The sequence below is a fragment of the Sinorhizobium sp. B11 genome, from assembly GCA_039725955.1.
In the GTDB taxonomy this organism is placed as follows: domain Bacteria; phylum Pseudomonadota; class Alphaproteobacteria; order Rhizobiales; family Rhizobiaceae; genus Rhizobium.
In genome coordinates this window covers 20,123-38,433 of record CP091034.1, presented here as the reverse complement: position 1 = coordinate 38,433, position 18,311 = coordinate 20,123, and the positions used below count along the sequence as shown (strand labels likewise).

General features: G+C 59.9%; 16 protein-coding genes. 7 read left to right on the top strand and 9 right to left on the bottom strand.

The window, feature by feature from the left end:
* Positions 1 to 4: 4 nt before the first annotated feature.
* On the bottom strand, positions 5 to 1,291 hold the full coding sequence (locus LVY75_09930; protein XAZ23569.1) for an ABC transporter substrate-binding protein: 1,287 nt from the start codon (positions 1,289 to 1,291) through the stop codon (positions 5 to 7).
* Between the two features lie 207 nt (positions 1,292 to 1,498).
* On the opposite strand from LVY75_09930, the gene LVY75_09925 reads away from it, so the two are divergent.
* The 5 genes from LVY75_09925 to LVY75_09905 all read left to right on the top strand — a co-directional run bounded on the left by LVY75_09925 (position 1,499) and on the right by LVY75_09905 (position 6,805).
* Positions 1,499 to 2,173 (top strand): TetR family transcriptional regulator, encoded by a 675-nt coding sequence (locus LVY75_09925; GenBank protein ID XAZ23568.1) that lies wholly within the window; start codon positions 1,499 to 1,501, stop codon positions 2,171 to 2,173.
* Between the two features lie 133 nt (positions 2,174 to 2,306).
* A complete protein-coding gene (locus tag LVY75_09920; protein XAZ23567.1) occupies positions 2,307 to 3,455 on the top strand; it encodes a Gfo/Idh/MocA family oxidoreductase in 1,149 nt (382 codons plus the stop codon).
* A 3-nt stretch (positions 3,456 to 3,458) separates the two neighbouring features.
* Positions 3,459 to 4,622 (top strand): dihydrodipicolinate synthase family protein, encoded by a 1,164-nt coding sequence (locus LVY75_09915; protein ID XAZ23566.1) that lies wholly within the window; start codon positions 3,459 to 3,461, stop codon positions 4,620 to 4,622.
* A gap of 30 nt (positions 4,623 to 4,652) precedes the next feature.
* The gene (locus LVY75_09910; GenBank protein XAZ23565.1) at positions 4,653 to 5,483 is read left to right on the top strand and encodes a sugar phosphate isomerase/epimerase; all 831 of its coding nucleotides are present in this window, start codon (positions 4,653 to 4,655) and stop codon (positions 5,481 to 5,483) included.
* Between the two features lie 47 nt (positions 5,484 to 5,530).
* Complete coding sequence (locus tag LVY75_09905) at positions 5,531 to 6,805, top strand: Gfo/Idh/MocA family oxidoreductase (protein ID XAZ23564.1); 1,275 nt, start codon at positions 5,531 to 5,533, stop codon at positions 6,803 to 6,805.
* Positions 6,806 to 6,809: 4 nt separating this feature from the next.
* Here the strand turns inward: LVY75_09905 and LVY75_09900 are convergent, their stop codons facing one another.
* The 3 genes from LVY75_09900 to LVY75_09890 are packed head-to-tail and all read right to left on the bottom strand — an operon-like array spanning position 6,810 to position 10,711.
* Positions 6,810 to 7,820 (bottom strand): hydroxyacid dehydrogenase, encoded by a 1,011-nt coding sequence (locus LVY75_09900; protein ID XAZ23563.1) that lies wholly within the window; start codon positions 7,818 to 7,820, stop codon positions 6,810 to 6,812.
* Positions 7,817 to 9,673: a DUF2264 domain-containing protein gene (locus tag LVY75_09895; protein XAZ23562.1), complete on the bottom strand. Its 1,857-nt coding sequence runs from the start codon at positions 9,671 to 9,673 to the stop codon at positions 7,817 to 7,819. The genes LVY75_09900 and LVY75_09895 overlap by 4 nt, the downstream gene beginning before the upstream one ends.
* Positions 9,674 to 9,682: 9 nt before the next feature.
* Entirely contained in the window at positions 9,683 to 10,711 is a 1,029-nt protein-coding gene (locus LVY75_09890) for a LacI family transcriptional regulator (protein XAZ23561.1), read from the bottom strand.
* Between the two features lie 157 nt (positions 10,712 to 10,868).
* Here LVY75_09890 and LVY75_09885 point away from each other — a divergent pair, with 157 nt between their 5' ends.
* A complete protein-coding gene (locus LVY75_09885) occupies positions 10,869 to 12,152 on the top strand; it encodes an ABC transporter substrate-binding protein (protein XAZ23560.1) in 1,284 nt (427 codons plus the stop codon).
* Positions 12,153 to 12,217: 65 nt separating this feature from the next.
* Here LVY75_09885 and LVY75_09880 read toward each other — a convergent pair whose 3' ends face one another.
* The 5 genes from LVY75_09880 to LVY75_09860 are packed head-to-tail and all read right to left on the bottom strand — an operon-like array spanning position 12,218 to position 17,611.
* On the bottom strand, positions 12,218 to 13,192 hold the full coding sequence (locus LVY75_09880) for a glycosyl hydrolase family 5 (protein ID XAZ23559.1): 975 nt from the start codon (positions 13,190 to 13,192) through the stop codon (positions 12,218 to 12,220).
* Between the two features lie 20 nt (positions 13,193 to 13,212).
* The gene (locus LVY75_09875; GenBank protein ID XAZ23558.1) at positions 13,213 to 13,722 is read right to left on the bottom strand and encodes a DUF995 domain-containing protein; all 510 of its coding nucleotides are present in this window, start codon (positions 13,720 to 13,722) and stop codon (positions 13,213 to 13,215) included.
* Between the two features lie 10 nt (positions 13,723 to 13,732).
* Positions 13,733 to 15,616, bottom strand: coding sequence for a glycosyltransferase (locus LVY75_09870; GenBank protein XAZ23557.1), 1,884 nt, complete (start codon positions 15,614 to 15,616; stop codon positions 13,733 to 13,735).
* Positions 15,613 to 16,596, bottom strand: coding sequence for a UDP-glucose 4-epimerase GalE (gene galE, locus LVY75_09865; GenBank protein XAZ23556.1), 984 nt, complete (start codon positions 16,594 to 16,596; stop codon positions 15,613 to 15,615). The genes LVY75_09870 and galE overlap by 4 nt, the downstream gene beginning before the upstream one ends.
* A gap of 1 nt (position 16,597) precedes the next feature.
* Complete coding sequence (locus tag LVY75_09860) at positions 16,598 to 17,611, bottom strand: SDR family oxidoreductase (protein ID XAZ23555.1); 1,014 nt, start codon at positions 17,609 to 17,611, stop codon at positions 16,598 to 16,600.
* Between the two features lie 376 nt (positions 17,612 to 17,987).
* On the opposite strand from LVY75_09860, the gene LVY75_09855 reads away from it, so the two are divergent.
* The gene (locus tag LVY75_09855; protein XAZ23554.1) at positions 17,988 to 18,308 is read left to right on the top strand and encodes a hypothetical protein; all 321 of its coding nucleotides are present in this window, start codon (positions 17,988 to 17,990) and stop codon (positions 18,306 to 18,308) included.
* The last annotated feature ends 3 nt before the right edge of the window (positions 18,309 to 18,311 follow it).

The following is an 18,311-nucleotide window of genomic DNA, read 5'->3' as shown; positions in this document are numbered from 1 at the left end:
AAGATCAACCCCGCGCGAGAATTCGCGTGATTTCATCCACGAGCTGTTTACCGGCATCAGCCGGGGTAAGTTGGCCGAAAGCGACCTGCTCCGAGATAGTGCGGAGCACGACCTGGCCTTCGCCGGCGCCGGTTGGCGGCGGGGGCGGAAGCGGGCCTGCGAGATCGCCGAGACCGCTGACATATTCGAGCGGGACCTTGCCGGTTTCATCGAGCGTGCCGGCAACGACGTCACGCATCGCCTTCGATTCCGGAATACCGCGCTCAACATCGAGGATCTTGGCAGCATCGGGGTTCTTGACGAAGAAGTTGACGTAGTCGACAGCCTGATCGATCGCCTTGGACTGGGCGGAAACCGAGAAGAACATCGAAGGCTTGCGGTAGTGTCCACCCTTCGAGTCCGGCTTGATCCTCATATAGTTGCTGAGCATAAGCTTGTCCTTGACCATCGCCTGATAGCCAACGAACTGGTTGGAGTGGGCGTAGTCGCAGGCAGCCTTGCCGACGGTCAGCGGGCTGGTGTCGATCGTATCCTTGTAGAGCGCCTGAATGTCCGGCGTTACGCAGGCGCCGGCCTCACGGAACTTGGCCCACATGTCGAACCATTCGGACGCATCCTCGGCACCGAAGGCAATCTTCGAATCCGTCGTGTAGAGCGCCTTTCCGCGCTGGCGCAGGTAGTTTTCGAAGAGCGGCTCGCCGCCACTGCCATCGGCAAAGCCGAAATAGCCCTTGCGCTTGCCGGCCTTGGTGATTTCAGCACCGATCTTGCCGAATTCTTCCCAGGTCGTCTTGTTGGTCGGCACATCGATGCCGGCTTCCTTGAAGGCAACCGTGTTGATGACGGTCGCTGCCGAGTTCGCGCCGAGGCTGACACCATAGAAATGGCCGTCGACCTTGCCGCCTTCGATCTGCGCCGGATCGAAATCATCGAGCTGCAGCTTCGAGGGCATATAGGATTCCAGCGGAGCAAGAGCGCCGCGTCGGGCATATTCGACGATGTAGCGATAATCCATCTGGATGACGTCAGGGGCGTTGCGGCCGGCCACCTGCGTAGCGAGGCGCGGCCAGTAATCGGCCCATCCGAGGAATTCGCCGGTGATGGCAACACCGCTGTTTTTCGTCTTGAAAAGGTCTGAGACCTTGTTGGTGCGGTCAGCGCGCGGCTGAGAGCCCCACCAGATGAGACGCAAGCGGTTTTCCTGGGCAAAAGCGCTGTTTCCGAGCGCCGAAAGCGAAAGGAGCGTTGCTCCGCCCGCCATGAAATTACGTCTGCTTACACGAAAAGACATATTGGTTTCCTCCTCCCAACAGGAAGCGCCTCCACACGCTTCCGAATTAGCTATCTTGCAACAAATAACTAATTGGTTACAAGTTATGTTCAAAGTCTTCGGGCTGTCAAGCGGTGTTGGTGACCCGATTGCGCCGACCAATTCGGGTTTTTACATTCTCCCGCTTAAGCCTTATGAGCGCAACATGGGGAAGATAGGGGAAATCGTATGAACGACACAGGGGAGAGCGCAAAAAAGAAGATCAAGCGTCCATCCACCGAACGAACCGCCCAACGCGATCCGGAGCGCACACGTGCGGCCATTCTTGAAGCCGCCACACGGGAATTTGCCGAAAACGGCATGGGCGGCGCGCGGGTCGATTCCATTGCCGAGCGCGCCGGCACCAACAAGCGTATGCTCTACCATTATTTCGGCGACAAGGAGCAGCTCTATCTTCGCGTCCTCGAAGAAGCCTATGTCAGCATCCGCACCGCCGAGCGCGCCCTGAACATCGGCACGCGCAGCCCTGAGGAAGGCATTGGGGAACTCGCCCTCTTCACTTGGCGCTACTTCCTGCAGCATCCGGAGTTCCTCAGCCTGCTCGGCACGGAAAATCTGCACCGCGCCCGCTGGCTGCGCCAGTCCGTGCGGCTGAAGGAACTGCACTCGCACCTGATCGGCGAGCTTTCGCAGGTCCTGGAAGAGGGCAAAAAGGCTGGCGTCTTCATCGAGACCGCCGATCCGCTGCATGTCTATCTGACAATCGCCTCACTTGGCTATTTCTACCTTTCAAACCAGTACACACTTTCGACGATCTTCGGCCGCGATCTCATCACGCCAGCGAGTCTCGAGACCTGGGAACGCCACATCGTTCACGTCACGCTCGCTTCGATAAAGCGCTGATTTTCAAAAAACCGAATTGGCTATTGACAGCAATATTCCTCTTCTGCCATCAAGTAACTGTTTAGTTACCGGCTCGGGAGGGCCGGGCCTGACTGCCCGCTCCCGACGCATAAAAGCTTCCAGGGAGGAAAAAGTGGCACGTTTGGGGATCATTTTGCACGGCGTTACCGGCCGTATGGGTTACAACCAGCACCTCGTTCGTTCGATCCTCGCCTTTCGCGATCAGGGCGGCATCACGCTGAAATCAGGCGAGAAACTGGAAATCGATCCGATCATCGTCGGCCGCAACGGCGCGAAGATGGAGGAGCTTGCCCGCAAGCATAACATCAAGCGCTGGTCGACCGATCTTGATGCTGCGCTCGCCAATCCCGATGACGCCATCTTCTTCGATGCCGGAACGACGCTGATGCGTGCAGAGCTGCTGTCCAAGGCGCTCGATGCCGGCAAGCACGTCTATTGCGAAAAGCCCATCTCCGACGACCTGCAGGTTGCGATCGACCTAGCCCGCAAGGCGCGTGCCTCCGGCCTCAAGCACGGCGTGGTGCAGGACAAGCTCTTCCTGCCCGGCCTGCGCAAGCTTGCGCTGCTGCGCGATTCCGGCTTCTTCGGCAAGATCCTCTCTGTGCGCGGCGAATTCGGCTACTGGGTCTTCGAAGGGGACTGGGGCGTGCCGGCCCAGCGCCCGTCCTGGAACTACCGCAAGGCCGATGGCGGCGGCATCATCCTCGATATGCTGTGCCACTGGCGCTATGTGCTCGATAATCTCTTCGGCGAGGTGAAGGCCGTTTCCTGCCTGGGTGCAACCCATATTCCCACCCGTATCGATGAACAGGGCAAGCCCTACAACTGCGATACCGATGATGCAGCCTATGCGACCTTCGAGCTGGAAGGCGGCGCGATCGCGCAGGTCAATTCATCCTGGGCCGTGCGTGTTCGCCGCGATGACCTCGTGACCTTCCAGGTGGACGGCACGCATGGCTCGGCCGTTGCCGGGCTGACGAAATGCTGGAGCCAGCATCGCGTCAATACGCCAAAGCCTGTCTGGAACCCCGACCAGCCGCAGACGATCGACTTCTACAAGACCTGGGACGAAGTGCCGGATACGCAGGTCTTCGACAATGGCTTCAAGGCGCAGTGGGAAATGTTCATCCGTCACGTGGTCGAAGACGCTCCGTGGCCCTATGGCCTGGAAGCCGGCGCCAAGGGCGTTCAGCTTGCAGAACTCGGCCTGAAATCCTGGGCCGAGCGCCGCTGGCTCGATGTCCCCGCCCTGGAGTTTTGAGCCGTGACGACGATCAATCTTCCTCTCGACGGCAAGATCGCTCCTTATACGCTGACCGGCACGCCGATCGAACTCAAGAAGCGGGACGCCAAGAGCTTCCCGCGCATCGCTTTTGCCGCGGCCCATGTCGTCGCCGATCCGCTGGCCGACAACGATCCCTGGTTGACGCCGGCGATCGACTGGGAACGCACCCTCGCCTTCCGCCATCGCCTCTGGGATCTCGGTCTCGGCGTTGCCGAAGCTATGGATACGGCGCAGCGCGGCATGGGGCTTGGCTGGCCGGAGGCCCGCGAGCTTATCCGCCGCGCACTTGGCGAAGCCGCCTCCCGCAAGGACGCGCTGATTGCCTGTGGCGCCGGTACCGACCATCTGACGCCCGGCCCCGACGTGACGATCGACACGATCATCCGGGCTTACGAGGAACAGCTCGAGACGGTGGAAGCCGTCGGCGGTCGCATCATCCTCATGGCAAGCCGTGCCCTAGCCGCGGCAGCCAAGGGGCCGGACGATTATATCAAGGTCTATGACCGCATTCTTCGCCAGGTGAAGGAACCCGTCGTCATCCACTGGCTCGGCGAAATGTTCGACCCGGCGCTGGCCGGCTATTGGGGCAATGGCGACCACATGAAGGCCATGGAAACCTGCCTGCAGGCAATTGAAGCCAATGCCGCCAAAGTCGACGGCATCAAGATCTCGCTTCTTTCCAAGGAGAAGGAAGTGACGATGCGCCGGCAGCTGCCGAAGGGCGTGCGCATGTATACTGGCGACGACTTCAACTACGCCGAACTGATCGCCGGCGATGAGCATGGCCATTCGGACGCGCTGCTCGGCATTTTCGACGCCATCGCACCTGCGGCTTCGGCCGCACTCGACGCGCTTGGCCGCAAGAGTAACCACGAATTCTTCGACCTGCTCGAGCCGACCGTTCCGCTGTCGCGCCACATCTTCAAGGCACCGACACGCTTCTACAAGACCGGCGTCGTCTTCCTCGCCTATCTCAACGGTCTGCAGGACCATTTCACGATGATCGGCGGCCAGCAGAGCACACGTTCGCTCACGCATCTGGCGGAGCTTTTCCGCCTTGCCGACAAGGCCCGGGTTCTTGCCGATCCGGACCTTGCAACTGATCGCATGAAGCAGGTGCTTGCCGTTCACGGCGTTCATTGAGCGCCGGCGCGGCAATGGGAGGGGAATGACATGCAGATCGAAGGACTTTCGATCAACCTTGCGACGATCCGCGAGCAATGCGGCTTCGCCGAAGCCGTCGATATCTGCCTGAAACACGGCATCACCTCGATCGCACCCTGGCGCGATCAGGTTGCCAAGGCCGGCCTCGACGAGGCTGTGCGGATCGTCAAATCGAACGGGATCAAATTGACGGGGCTCTGCCGCGGCGGCTTCTTTCCGGCGGCAAACGAGGCGGACTGGCAGAAAAACCTGGACGACAACCGACGTGCCATCGACGAGGCGGCAGCCTTTTCGGCCGATTGCCTCGTGCTCGTCGTCGGCGGATTGCCGGGCAGTTCGAAGGATATCGTCGCGGCGCGCCAGATGGTGTTCGACGGCATTGCCGCCGTGTTGCCGCATGCTCAGGCTGCGGGCGTGAAGCTCGCAATCGAGCCGCTGCATCCGATGTATGCCGCCGACCGCGCCTGCGTGAACACGCTTGGCCAGGCGCTCGATATGTGCGAGCAACTCGGCCAGGATGTCGGCGTCGCCGTCGATGTCTATCACGTCTGGTGGGATCCCGATCTTGCCAACCAGATTGCCCGCGCCGGACGGATGAAGCGCATCTTTGCGCACCATATCTGTGATTGGCTGGTGCCGACCAAGGACATGCTGCTCGACCGCGGCATGATGGGCGATGGCGTTATCGATCTCAAAGGCATAAGACGGATGGTGGAGGCCGCCGGCTTCTTCGGCGCACAGGAGGTCGAAATCTTCTCCGCTGAAAACTGGTGGAAGCGCCCTGCCGACGAGGTGATCGCCACCTGCGTCGAGCGGTTCAGGAGCTGCTGCCAGATCTAGTTTTAAAATCCAATCCGTTTCATCACGTATGAAGGAGGAATCATTCGATGGAGAAACGCCGTTTTGCCCTGATCGGCACCGGTAACCGCGGCACCACGATGTGGGGCAAGGATCTGCTTTCCGGCTGGCGCGAGCATGTCGACCTGACTGCGATTGTCGAGAAGAATTCGCTGCGCGGCGAGCGCGCCCGCACCATGATCGGCAGCAACGCGCCGCTTTATGAAAACATCGATGCGATGCTGGCAGAGCAGAAGCCGGATCTGGCGATCGTTTGCACGCCGGATCATACACATGACGATATCATCGTGCGGGCGCTGGAATCCGGCATTGACGTGATCACCGAAAAGCCGATGACGACGTCGGTGGAAAAGATTCGCCGGATTCTGTATGCCGAAAAGCGCACCGGCCGCCGGGTCGACGTTTCCTTCAACTATCGCTATGCCCCGACGGCTGCAAAGATCAAGGAACTCCTGAATTCCGGCGAGATCGGCCGTGTTACCTCAGTCGATTTTCACTGGTACCTCAACACCAAGCACGGCGCCGACTATTTCCGCCGCTGGCATGCCTATACGGAAAATTCCGGCAGCCTCTTCGTTCACAAGGCGACGCACCATTTCGACCTTCTGAACTGGTACCTGGACAGCGACCCCGATGCCGTAACCTCCTTTGCCGACCTGCAGAATTATGGCCGCAAGGGACCTTTCCGCGGCCCGCGCTGCAAGCTCTGTCCGCACAGCCATGAATGCGATTACTATCTCGATCTCGAAAAGGATCCCTTCCTCGACACGCTTTACGAGGATCCCTCGAAGATCGACGGCTATTTCCGCGACGGCTGTGTCTTTCGCGAGGATATCGACATTCCCGATACGATGGTCGTTTCCATTCGCTACCGGAACAACGTTCACGTCTCCTATTCGTTGAACACGTTCCAACCGATCGAAGGTCATCATCTGGCCTTTAACGGCACAAAGGGACGCATCGAGATTCGCCAGTATGAGGCGCAGCCCTGGGAAGAGCCGCGGGAAGACACGATCCTGCTGATCCGCAACTTCCCGCATGGAAAGGAAGCGGTCGAGCGCATCAAGGTACCGCATTCTTCCGGCGGCCATTACGGTGGTGACGACCGGATGCGCAACATGATCTTCAAGCCAGACATGCAGGACAGGCTGGCGCAGCGGGCTGGCACCCGTGCCGGAGCCATGTCCGTGCTCTGCGGCATCGCGGCACTGACGAGTTCGCGCACCGGCCGGGTCGTCAATATTTCCGATCTGATGCCGGAGCTTGCCAACGACGGTTCACCGAATTCGATGAAGGCGTCCTAAGGCCTCAGGCTGTATTTTCCAGACCTTCGAGGGTGAGCCCGTAAAGCATGGGCTCGCCTTTGATGAAGCGTTCGGCCTCGCCTGCCGCCATTTCGCCGAGGCGGCTGCGCTCAAGGCCGACTGCGCCGGCTATATGCGGTGTCAGGAAGACATTGGACAGATCGTAAAACGCCGATTCCGGTCCCGGTATTTCGGGATCGGTCACATCGATGACGGCGTCGATGCGGCCGGTCTTCAGAACGGCCAACAGAGCATCCTCGTCGATCAGTGCACCACGGGCCGTATTGATCAGGGTTGCGCCGTCCTTCATCAATGCCAGCTTCGACGCATCAATCATGTGCCGGGTGGAGGGCAGAGACGGCGCGTGAACGGAGACGATGTCCGACCGGCGCATCAGGTCGTCCAGCTCGACTTTTTCTGTACCCAGAGCGCCCGCCTGCTCCGCGTCGACGGTCGGATCGAATAGCAGCACCTGATAATCGAAAGGCTTCAGGAGTTCGATGACGCGTCGGCCGATGCGTGAAGCGCCGATGATGCCAACCGCGCGGCGATAATTGCCGATGGCTTCATGCTGCATCGGGTGGGTTCGGTCCCGATGACGGTCCGCGACGTAAAGGTCGCGAAAGCGGAAGACATGCTTACCGGCAAAGATGATTGCGGCGAGCGTAAACTCGGCGACCGGGACGGCGTTGGCCTCGGCCGCATGGCTGACGGCAATGCCGGCGTCAAAAATGCAGGCATCGACGATGCCCTTCACGGTTCCCGCTGCGTGGACCACGAGCTTCAACTTCGGCGCAAGCGTCAGAACCTCCCGACCGACATAGGGCGCGCCCCAGCCGGTGATCAGGATTTCCGCCTCGGACAGCAGACGTCTCGCACGTTCGTCATCGAAGTGCTGAAGCGGTTCGGCATCGAGCAGACGCCCGATGCCATCCAGCCGGCGAAGGACCGCCTCGGGCAGCACATGCTCCGTGCGCGATGGCTGCATGGCGAGGACTATGGCAGCACGGTTCATGGCATATGCCCTGGCGCTTCTATGGCGCTGACGGTCACGCCCTTCTCACCGACCAGCTTCTGCAGTGCGTCGATATCGGGTGCTTTCGGAGGCGTGGTCCATGCCCCCGATACGGCAGCCGGATCGTTCAACGCCAGTACAGCCGTAACCAGAACCGTTTCGCCAGCCGGAATCTCGCCCCGGAGTTGGGGAACGAGTGTCTTGGACACGATCATGTTGGTATTCGGCAGCGCCTTCTGGGCAAGGCCGTTTCGCCTGATCGACGAACCGAGGTCGACGATACCGGTGAAATCTGCCTCGCCGATCGCATGAGCCGATCCCTGCTCTGCGAACAGCGTATCGGCATCGAGATCGCGTCTGGTAATCGCGAAACCGCCTTCTGCGGTCTGTAACGGGCGTGGTGTCGTGATGCGGTGAACGCGTATATGCCAGGGAGCTGCCGGCACGAGCCAGGTTTCCACCTTCACGTCCTTGAAGGCCGACCAGCGGGAATAAAGAACGTCGCCAGCGATCTTCGCCGCTTCGTTGGTTTCACGAACCCGGTAGTGCAATCCGTCATCACTGAAGGCGAGCGCGGAATCGAAGGCGCCAAGCGCAAAGGCGCGCTCGTCGGCCTCGACACTGAAACCAAAGCGGGCCGAATAGGCGAACTTTGCATATTTCTCGGTGCCAAAGCGCATCTGCAGGTTTTCCTGACCCGACGATAGCGCCACGACATCATTGCCCGCACGCATCATAACCATGCCGGGATGACGCTGCGGGACCACTGCTGGTGTCTGCTCGGGCGCTTTTTCCTCTGCGGTCCAGAAAGGATGATCCTCGGCAATGGCGAGCGGCAGGAAGGCCTTGAAGGCCCAATAGGGTGAGCCGGCTGAATTATAGCTTTCCGACATCAAGAGGTTCGGGTAGCCGAAGCCGATGGAAAGAACGCCGTCGTGACTGGCGATCGGCTTATCCCGCCACCAGCGCAGATGCTCGAGGCAGAGATGCTTGACCTCGCCCCAGGGCAATGCCTCCAGATCGGCGAAGGCGAGCGCCGACCAGAAACCGGCACAGGCGAATCGATAGGTGAGGCTGCGGCCGAAGGGGATTGTCGCGCCATCGAGCGCAAACCAGTGACGGAAATCCCTGGCGAAGAGCACGGCGCGCTCGCGATAACGCTTGGCATAGTCGTCATCGACCAGCTTCGAATAGATCAGGCCATAAAAATGCATGGCGAAGGGAATGTAGTGGTCGATGCGACGGATATTGCCGTCCCGGTACCAGCCATCGCCAATGTAGAAACCTTCGAGCTCTTCGAGATATTGCCTGGTCAGGCTGCGGTCGAAATCGGCGCCGAGGCGGTCGAGGGCGATATCGACGAAGATGCGAAAGAACTTCCAGTTATTGTCAGCATAGTCGAACTGCCGGACATGCTTGAAATAGGCGATGATGTTATCGCGGGCGCGTTTGTCGAGCGGCTCCCAGATCTTTTCCGGCACCAGCGCCAAGGCAAAGCCGAGGGCTGCCAATTCCACCATGCGCTGGTCGCGGGCATTGACCGTACCCCAATATTCGGGATGCGCCGGATCACAGCCATTCGCAAGACCTTCGGCAAATCGGTGCCAGTGATCGAAAGCGTTCTTGCCGGCGCCGAGCGGTGCAAGGCCCCAGAGTGGACGAGCGAAACCCTCAAGATCGGCGGCGGCCCGGTCGAAATGGGCGCCTGCGCCATCGAGGCGAACACGGGCATTGCCGTCGGAGAAGAAAGGAAGCAGCGGATTGAAGAGGTCGTTGACGGCGCGGATCATGTCGTCGCGGGTCTTCAGCGGATTGCCTGCAAGCGGATTGGCGCTGGCGGGATCATAGGTCATCGGCATCACTCACAGCTTGTCGGTATCGGGAACAGTGCCTCCGGCAACGGGAACGACAGCCTGGCAGATGTGGCGGGCCGGGGCGGTCCTGTCGCGGTAGCGGGAGATCATCAGAGAAACGGCCTCGCGGCCAAGGGCCGCGCGGTCGACGCGCATGGTGGAAAGCCTGGGATTGGTCATGACGGCACAGGGCAAATCGTCGAAGCCGACGATCGCGAAATCCTCGGGAACGCGAAGGCCCGCTTCGGTAACGGCTTCGAGCACGCCGACGGCAATGAAATCATTCATGCAGAAGGCGGCCGTATAGCCGGGATCTTCCGCGAGCATTTCGACCGTGCGCTCATGCGCCTCGCGGCTGGCACTACCCTCGAAAGTGAGCGGAACGAGCCGGCCCTCGGCATCAGGAACGGCAGCAATCGCCGCCTCGAAGCCGCGCACACGTTCACGGATCGTATGACGATGCGAACCGGTGAGATGCAGGATACGGCGATGGCCGGCTTTCGTGAGCCGGCTCGTCGCCTCATAGGCGCCGAAGAAATTTGAGGGAGAGACGCCATCAAGGCGCAGGCGGGGATCAGTGCCATTGACGAGAACGGTCGGTGTTCCCGTCTCTTCCAGCCAGACCCGCAGCGTATCGCCTGGATCGATGCCGACGAGGAAAAGTCCTTCGGCTTGCGCCGTCTGCAGATATTCGCCGACCACATCGGGTGTCGTTCGATCTTCACGCACCAGCCGTACTTCAAACGGCATGCCGGCATCCGCGGCACCGGCACGAAGGCCTTCGACGATCGATTCGTAGAAGACGCTGAGGCCGCCGGTGGCCCCATCGCTGGCAATCAGGGCAAGCCCGCCCGGAACGCTTTCCGAAACAGTCTTCACCGGATAGCCGTTCTCGGCGGCAACTTTCAAAATGTGCCGTCGTACGGTTTCGCTGATACCAGGCTCGTTGGCGAGCACCCGCGAGACCGTGGAAACGGAAACGCCGGCCAGACTGGCAATATCGGCCTGGCGCGGCTTTCTGATCCTGGTCTCGTTCATTTTGACCTCATTCATACAGCAAAGATTATGCAAATTATGCAAATTTGCAAGAGAACTATAATTTCTTGCAAAGAGAAATTTTTTGCGTACTCTACCTCCCGAACGCTCGAAAAGACCATTGGAGGATGGCATCGGGCATCAGACAAAGGAGGAAATCATGCAGGTCAATCGCCGTTCATTCTTGATGGGAACCGCAGGTGCCGCGGCCGGTCTCGCCTTCGGCGCCGGCAGCGCGATTCCCGCACTCGCTGAGGACACCTCGCTTCGTGCAATGTGGTGGGGCTCCAACGACCGTGCGAAGCGCACACTCGATGTCGCCAAGCTCTACCAGTCGAAAACCCCGGGCGTTAGCATCGTCGGTGAATCACTTGCCGGCGACGGCTATTGGACGAAGCTCGCAACGCAGATGGCCGGTCGCGCAATCGCTGACGTCTTCCAGCTCGAGCCGGGAACGATCTCGGATTATTCCAAGCGCGGCGCCTGCCTGCCGCTCGACGAATTCGTGCCTTCGACGCTGAAGGTCGATGATTTTGGCGCCGACATGCTGAAACTGACGACGGTTGACGGCAAGCTTTACGGCGTCGGCCTCGGCCTCAACTCTTTCGCGATGTTCTATGACAGCGTGGAATTCGAAAAGGCCGGCATTCCGCTTCCGACGCCTGATCTCACCTGGGATGAGTATGCCAAGCTCGCCGTAGAGCTCGGGAAATCCTCGGGCAAAAGCGGCCCCTACGGGGCACGTTATACCTATGTCTTCGACGCCTGGCTGCGGCAGCGCGGCAAGAGCCTCTATGCCAAGGAAAGCCCGACCCTCGGCTTCACAGTCGATGATGCCAAGGAATGGTTCGATTACTGGGAGAAACTGCGCAAGGCCGGCGGCACCGTTGCTGCGGATGTACAGACGCTCGACCAGAACAATATCGACACGAACTGCCTCACCCTTGGCAAATCGGCCATCAGCATGGCCTATTCCAACCAGATGGTCGGATACCAGCTGGTCATCAAGAATAAGCTCGGCATTGCCATGCTGCCGCGCGAGAAGACAGGCGGCCCGTCAGGCCATTATTACCGCCCGGGACTGATCTGGAGCGTGGGCGCTACCACCAAGCAGGGCGAGGCGGCCGCAAAATTCATCAGCTTCTTCGTCAATGATGTCGAAGCCGGCAAAATCCTCGGCGTGGAGCGCGGTGTGCCGATGTCGCCGGCAGTGCGGGAAGCCATCCTGCCGCAGCTCAACCCTACGGAACAGGAGACGGTCAAATACATCAACTTGCTCAAGGACCAGGTCGGCGAGTATCCGCGGCCGGCGCCGATGGGTTCCACCGAATTTGATCAGCGCGTTCTTCGCCCGACCTGCGATGAGCTCGCCTTCGAGCGCGTCTCGGTGGCAGATGCCGCCCAGCAGCTTGTCGAAACCGGCAAGGCGACAATCAAGGGGTAATCATATCCCGCAGGAACGAATTCAGGCCCGCCATCGGCGGGCCTTTCTTTTTCAGCAACCCCAGCTTAGTTGCTTGCGTCTTCAATGACCCGCCAGTCGGGCCGGCCGAGATCGAACGGCCAGGCATGGACATCGCGGTCATTGAAGTAGACGACTTCCTGCAGCTCGGGAAAGTCGCTCTGCTTGAGCGTCGCCGTCTCCATCCACGGCTTTATGTATCCGTCACTGCCCTCATAACCCAATTCGGCCACCCAGATCGGCTTGTGATACCGGACGACGAGATCGTAACCCGGCCTCAGTGCCTCGGTGAAGGTCCGGGGGCCGTTGTGAGCGATACGGTCGTACGGTTCGAGACCAAAGACTGACAGGCCGACGAAGTCGACATAAGTGTCCCCGGGATAATAGGCATTGAGGCCAGTCAGACCCTTCGGCGACCACATGAGCTTCGTACCGGGCGCCTCCCGCCGCACGATATCCATCATGCGCCTGTAGGCGGCTATATAATCGGAAGGATTCCAGCCGGACCACGAAAAGCGGCCGGAATTGTCCTCCATTTCCTGCCCCCAGCGGACGATGACCGGGCTTTTCAGCTGAGCGATCATCCTGGCAATCGCCCGCATGTTCACATCGTAGTCGCCGTGAAACAGCTTCCAGCGAAGTTCGTCTGACGTCAGCCGCCAGTCCACGTCCCATGACCAGGGCTCGATCGTGATCAACAGGTTGCGACCCCTCGCCAGCGCATAGGCATCCGCCACACGCAGAGTTTCAAGATCGACGTCTTCCCATGGAAGGAAGAGGTGTTCCGTTGTCACGCTCTGTTGCGCGCCGAAATCGCCATGCGGATCATAGGCACCGAACTTGATGCCATCGGCATGAATGGCGGGCCGCTTGTCTGTGATCGTCTTGTCTGTAATGGTCTGGGCACCCGCATTCATGACGGTGGCGGCGCCCTGCGCCACGCTTTGGTGCGACACGTCGGCAACGCCGAGCAGAAGCATGGCGATCGTTACCGTCGAGATTTTCTTCGCCAGGGTTTTCATGGTCTTGTCCTCCCCTTCGGCTATTTGTCGGTCGCCAGAACCTGCTTCAGCTCCTGCGCTTTCAGGCTCACCGTGTCTGCCGGAACCAGCTTCCGGAACTCATCATCGGCTTTCGTGGCAGCGTGCCGGAACACGTACCAGTCCCCGCTCGGTTGACGCCGCTGGTAGATCGTGTTGCCGATCTTGCGGTGGCCGAAGCAGGTACTGGCACGTGCCGCCCCCTCATTATTGGTCCAGATCGCGCGCATGCACATCTGACCGAGGTCATCGACGACCCAGCGGCCTTCGGCGAAAGACTGCTTGCCGCCATTGTCGACCCAGGCGACGAAACGCCTGTCCTCGCCGATGAAGCGGCCGCCGCCCGTATTCCAGGTCCAGGTCTTGTCGGCGTAGATCACGTAGAGTTCGGCGGCGGTGAGTGGTGTCGGTGCCGGTGCCCTATTCTTTTCTGCTGCGAATGCGCCGATCGGGAGGATAAGGCCGAGGCACAGAGCCAGCGCTCCTCCCGTCAATCGTTTTGCCATGCTCATTTTATCCTCCTCACGCATTTCTGCTCTCCCCAACGTCCTTTCGTGCACGGCCGGCTTCGGCAAAACCGTGCCATTTGAGACTGAATTTCACGATCCTGGTCTTGCCGCCGCCGAGCCCCGCACCCGCCACGGCAAATTGCGACCGGGTAAAGGTGACGAAGGGCTGGCCGTGCGAAAGCGCTTCCATGGCGGTCAGCCCGTGATTGCCGAGCTGCGCCCCGCCGACCAGGCAGGCGACGAGACAGCCGGCGGCGGAAAACCGCAGACCATACGCTTGCGGCAAAAGGGATTGACCGTTCTCGAGGGCGTGACGGGCGACAACCAGGATTACGAGCGATACATAGATCAACAGGTTGATCGCCGCGAAGATCTGGAAGCCACGCGCACCGTCGCCATCGTCGGCAAATGCCATGGCAGCAGCACAAATGCCTGCCAGCGCGATGTAAGGTGCGATAATCCGCGCCGGCAGTTTGCGCAGCCCCTGATCACCCTTCGGGGTGATGCGGAAATCCACAAAGGAGCCGGTCATATGATCGCGCACGGCCGCGAGGCTGCCGGCAAGCGACCAGGGCCAGCGCAACAGGATGAAGACCACCCCTTCCCACCCGAAAAGCCTCGCATCGTATGGCCGGAATGTGCCTGATGCACGCCAGAAGATGGCGAACACCGTCAACACGAGCGAAAGCGGCAGAGAATGCAACAGGAATGCCGGATAGCTGACATTGGCGAAGACATGGCCCGTGAGCAGGGCTGCGACGGGCAGCAGGAACATCGACGCCATGAACGCCGAAAACAGCGGATACCAGATCTGCGAAAACAGGAACTGGAACTTCAGCTTGAGCGGCAGGCGGGCGACATGTCGGCGAGAATGCCGAAGCAGGATGGTAACCAGGCTGCGTGACCACTGGAATTCCTGAACAACCAGATCGGAAAAGGTCGCCGGCCCGTCGCCGTGTGCTATGGCATTGACCGCATGGATCCCGCGCCAGCCGCCGGCATTCATCATCAGCGTGGTCGAATGGTCTTCCGCGAGCTCGGGACCGAGGCCGCCGATCTCCCTCAGGGCCGCTGTGCGGACGGCATAGTGCGAACCGATGCAGAGCGGCGCCCAGCCATTATTATAGCCCGCCTGCAACGAACCGTGCAGGCTGGCTTCCGCATAGAGCCTGCCGCGGGCGGCCCAGCTTTCGGCCCCATTGGCATCGCAGATGCTGGGTGCCGAGACGTAGCCGACTTCGGGATCGGAGAAGGGTCTCAGGACTTCGCGAAGATAGGTCGGCGTCGGCACGTGATCGGCATCGAACTGGGCGACGAAATCATAGCGCTCATAGCCGAAGTGATCATAGAAATAGGCGAGATTGCCCTCCTTGCAGCGCGTGCGGCGCGGCCAGACAGGACGGTGATATTCGCTGACACCCTTGCGCGTGGAGATCATGATGCCGTGCTGCCCGCACCATCTCCTCGCCTCTTCGGACGGATCTTCGTCGGCGAGCCAGATATCGAACTCGACACCCTTCTGATCGAGCATTGCAAGAAGCGTCCTACGCACGACGGCAAAAGGTTCTGATGGCGCCTTGGTGACCACCATGGCAACGCGACCCTCCGGCAGGGGCGCAGCCGATCTGACCTGTCTTGCATCCAGGAAGATGAGGATGAAATAGGCCGGGATCAGGGTGACCCAGGCGAGAATGAGCGTGACGAGCAGGTATGCCGGCCATGAGACGACGTGAATTGGCGTTGCCCACCAGAGCCAGAAGTAGCCAAGGGCTGCCAGCCAGCAGACGATGCCAAGACCATAGGCGGCTCGATTCCATCCGGTAAAGACGGGCTCGAAGATCCCGGATCTGCTCGCCGACGACAGACGTGCGCGGTCGATTTCGGCTGTGGTGCTCATGCGATCACCTCCAGTCCGAAAGTCGGGCCAGCCGTGCGAATGATCGTATCGATATCCGAAAGTGTCGGCATGAAGTCGAGCTCCAGGCGAGCCCTCTTCGTATCGGCGAAAAGCACCGGCGGATCGCCAGCGCGGCGCGGCTGACAGCGGATCGGCACCCTGTGGCCGGTCTTTCGTTTGACGGCATTCAGGATCTCGCCGACGGACGTGCCGCGGCCGGAGCCCAGATTGAGGCTCAGGGAATTGCCGCCAACCAGAAGGTGACGAACGGCCGCAAGATGCGCCTGGGCAAGATCGCTAACATGGATGTAATCCCTGACGCAGGTGCCGTCATTCGTCGAATAGTCGATGCCGAAAATATCGAGGCTCTCGATCCGGCCGCTTGCGGCGAGAAGGGCGCGCGGGATCAGATGGGTTTCGGGATAGTGCCGCTCGGCAAGCTGGCCTTCCGGGTCGGCGCCGGCTGCATTGAAGTAGCGGAGCGCGGCGAAGCGGGTGCCATAGGCGGCCGCATAATCCTCCAGTGCCATTTCGAAGATCAGCTTGGTCCTGCCATAAGGATTGACAGGCTGTTGCGGCGTTTTCTCGCAGATCGGCAGCATCTCCGGAATGCCGTAGGTCGCGCAGCTGCTGGAAAAGACGATCTTGTCGATCCCGCAATCGAGACAGGCATCCAACAACGACAGGCTGCCGATGACGTTGTTGCGATAATAGATGCTCGGCCTTTCGACGGATTCACCGACATAGGCATTGGCGCCGCAATGGATCACACAATCCGGCGAGTACTCGGCCATGACGTGCCGCAACCTTGCGCCATCGGCGATATCCGCCTGGATCAGCGGCCCCCACCGGACACTGTCGATATGTCCGGTGGAAAGATTGTCATAGGTGACCGGAACCATGCCGGCACGCGCAAGCGCCTTGCAGATGTGGCTGCCGATGAAGCCGGCGCCACCCGTAACCAGGATGTAGCGGGGCATTTCATACGGCCTCCACCACTTCCTTGCGGGCAAGCAGCGCGTCGAAATAGGATATCGTACGCTTCAGACCGGTCTTCAGCTCGGTCGTCGGCCACCAGTTCAGCTCCTCCCTGGCTCTGGAAATATCCGGACGGCGCTGTTGCGGATCGTCTGCGACGGCAGGCAGGTAAATGATGCGCGAGCGCGAATTGGTCAGATCAAGGACGATTTCTGCCAGATCCCGCACCGTGATCTCCGTCGGATTACCGAGATTGATCGGACCGGTGCAATGTGCGCCGGTTTCGGCGAAACGCAGGAAGCCGCCGACGAGATCGTCGACATAGCAGAAGGAACGGGTCTGCCTACCGTCACCGTAGATCGTTATATCGGTGTTGGAGAGTGCCTGGACGATGAAGTTGGATACGACGCGTCCATCATCTAGGCGCATGCGCGGACCGTAGGTATTGAAGATCCGGCCAACCTTGATATCGACGCCATACTTGCGGTGATAATCGAAGAACAGGGTTTCGGCCGAGCGCTTGCCCTCGTCGTAGCAGCCGCGCGGACCAATCGGATTGACATTGCCGAAGTAGGTTTCGTGCTGCGGATTCTGATGCGGATCTCCGTAGACTTCCGACGTCGAGGACTGCACGACCGTGGCGCCGCTACGACGCGCTGCATCGAGCGTATTGACGGCTCCAAGCACGTTGGTGAGCAGGGTGCCGACGGGATCGCGCTGATAGTCCGGAGGTGAAGCCGGCGAGGCAAAGTTGAAGATGACGGATGCCTCGACACCAAAGGGCTGGCGCACATCATGTTCCAGAAGCCGAAAACGGTCGTTCTGCAGCAGATGTTCGATATTGACGCGGCGGCCGGTGTAGAAGTTGTCGAGACAGATGACCTGATGGCCCCGCTCGAGAAGGCGCTCGCAAAGATGCGAGCCCAGGAAACCGGCGCCTCCGTTGACCAAGACGGTTTTTGACCCCGGTGGTGGCGATGCGAATCCTGAACGTCCTTCGGTGGGAATACTACGCATTACAAAACCCTTCCCATGTCACGTGGTCTTCTTAGACCCTTCTATACTTTGGTATCCCTCTTCTCCGTCACACTAAATTCAACGGGAAGTAGTACACTTGAAACAACCTCCTCTGTCATTCTTCGGATAATTGTATTCATGACTCAAATGATAGGAGGATATCAGGGAAGGTCAACTTCAAAACATGGGAGCAATTCTAAATAGCTACAGTATTAAACTCCGGAATTCGCTTGATTAATCCCCCTCAATGGGTATGGTGCCATGCTCTCCATCCGGCCACTCCAGCTTCACCCAATGAAGCCGATGTACCGAGATGGGCCAGCTATTGGTGTGCGAGGGCGCGTCGCGACTGCCCTGATGATCGAGGGGTTATTCAATGACGGTTCATGATCGCATGCATGGCCGAGCGCCATGCAGTTTCAGCTCTCTGGCTTTGGCCGCGACAGTTGTTCTCTCGGCCATTGGACCGATCTCGTGCGCGGTCGTCGATACGGCAATCGTGGGAAGTACCAAGGCGAATGTTGTGGCGGCAAAGGTGCCGCATGCCGCGAAGGACTTCGCCTATGCTGCCGAAGCGAAGACCGCTTCGGCTGAGATAAACGCTACGGTCTATCCGGGTTCCGCACCTTACATCTGTTCGCCGAGCGGTTTCGGCCAGAAATCACGCTGTTTTGCCCGCTCGTCCCGGACGGATTGATGG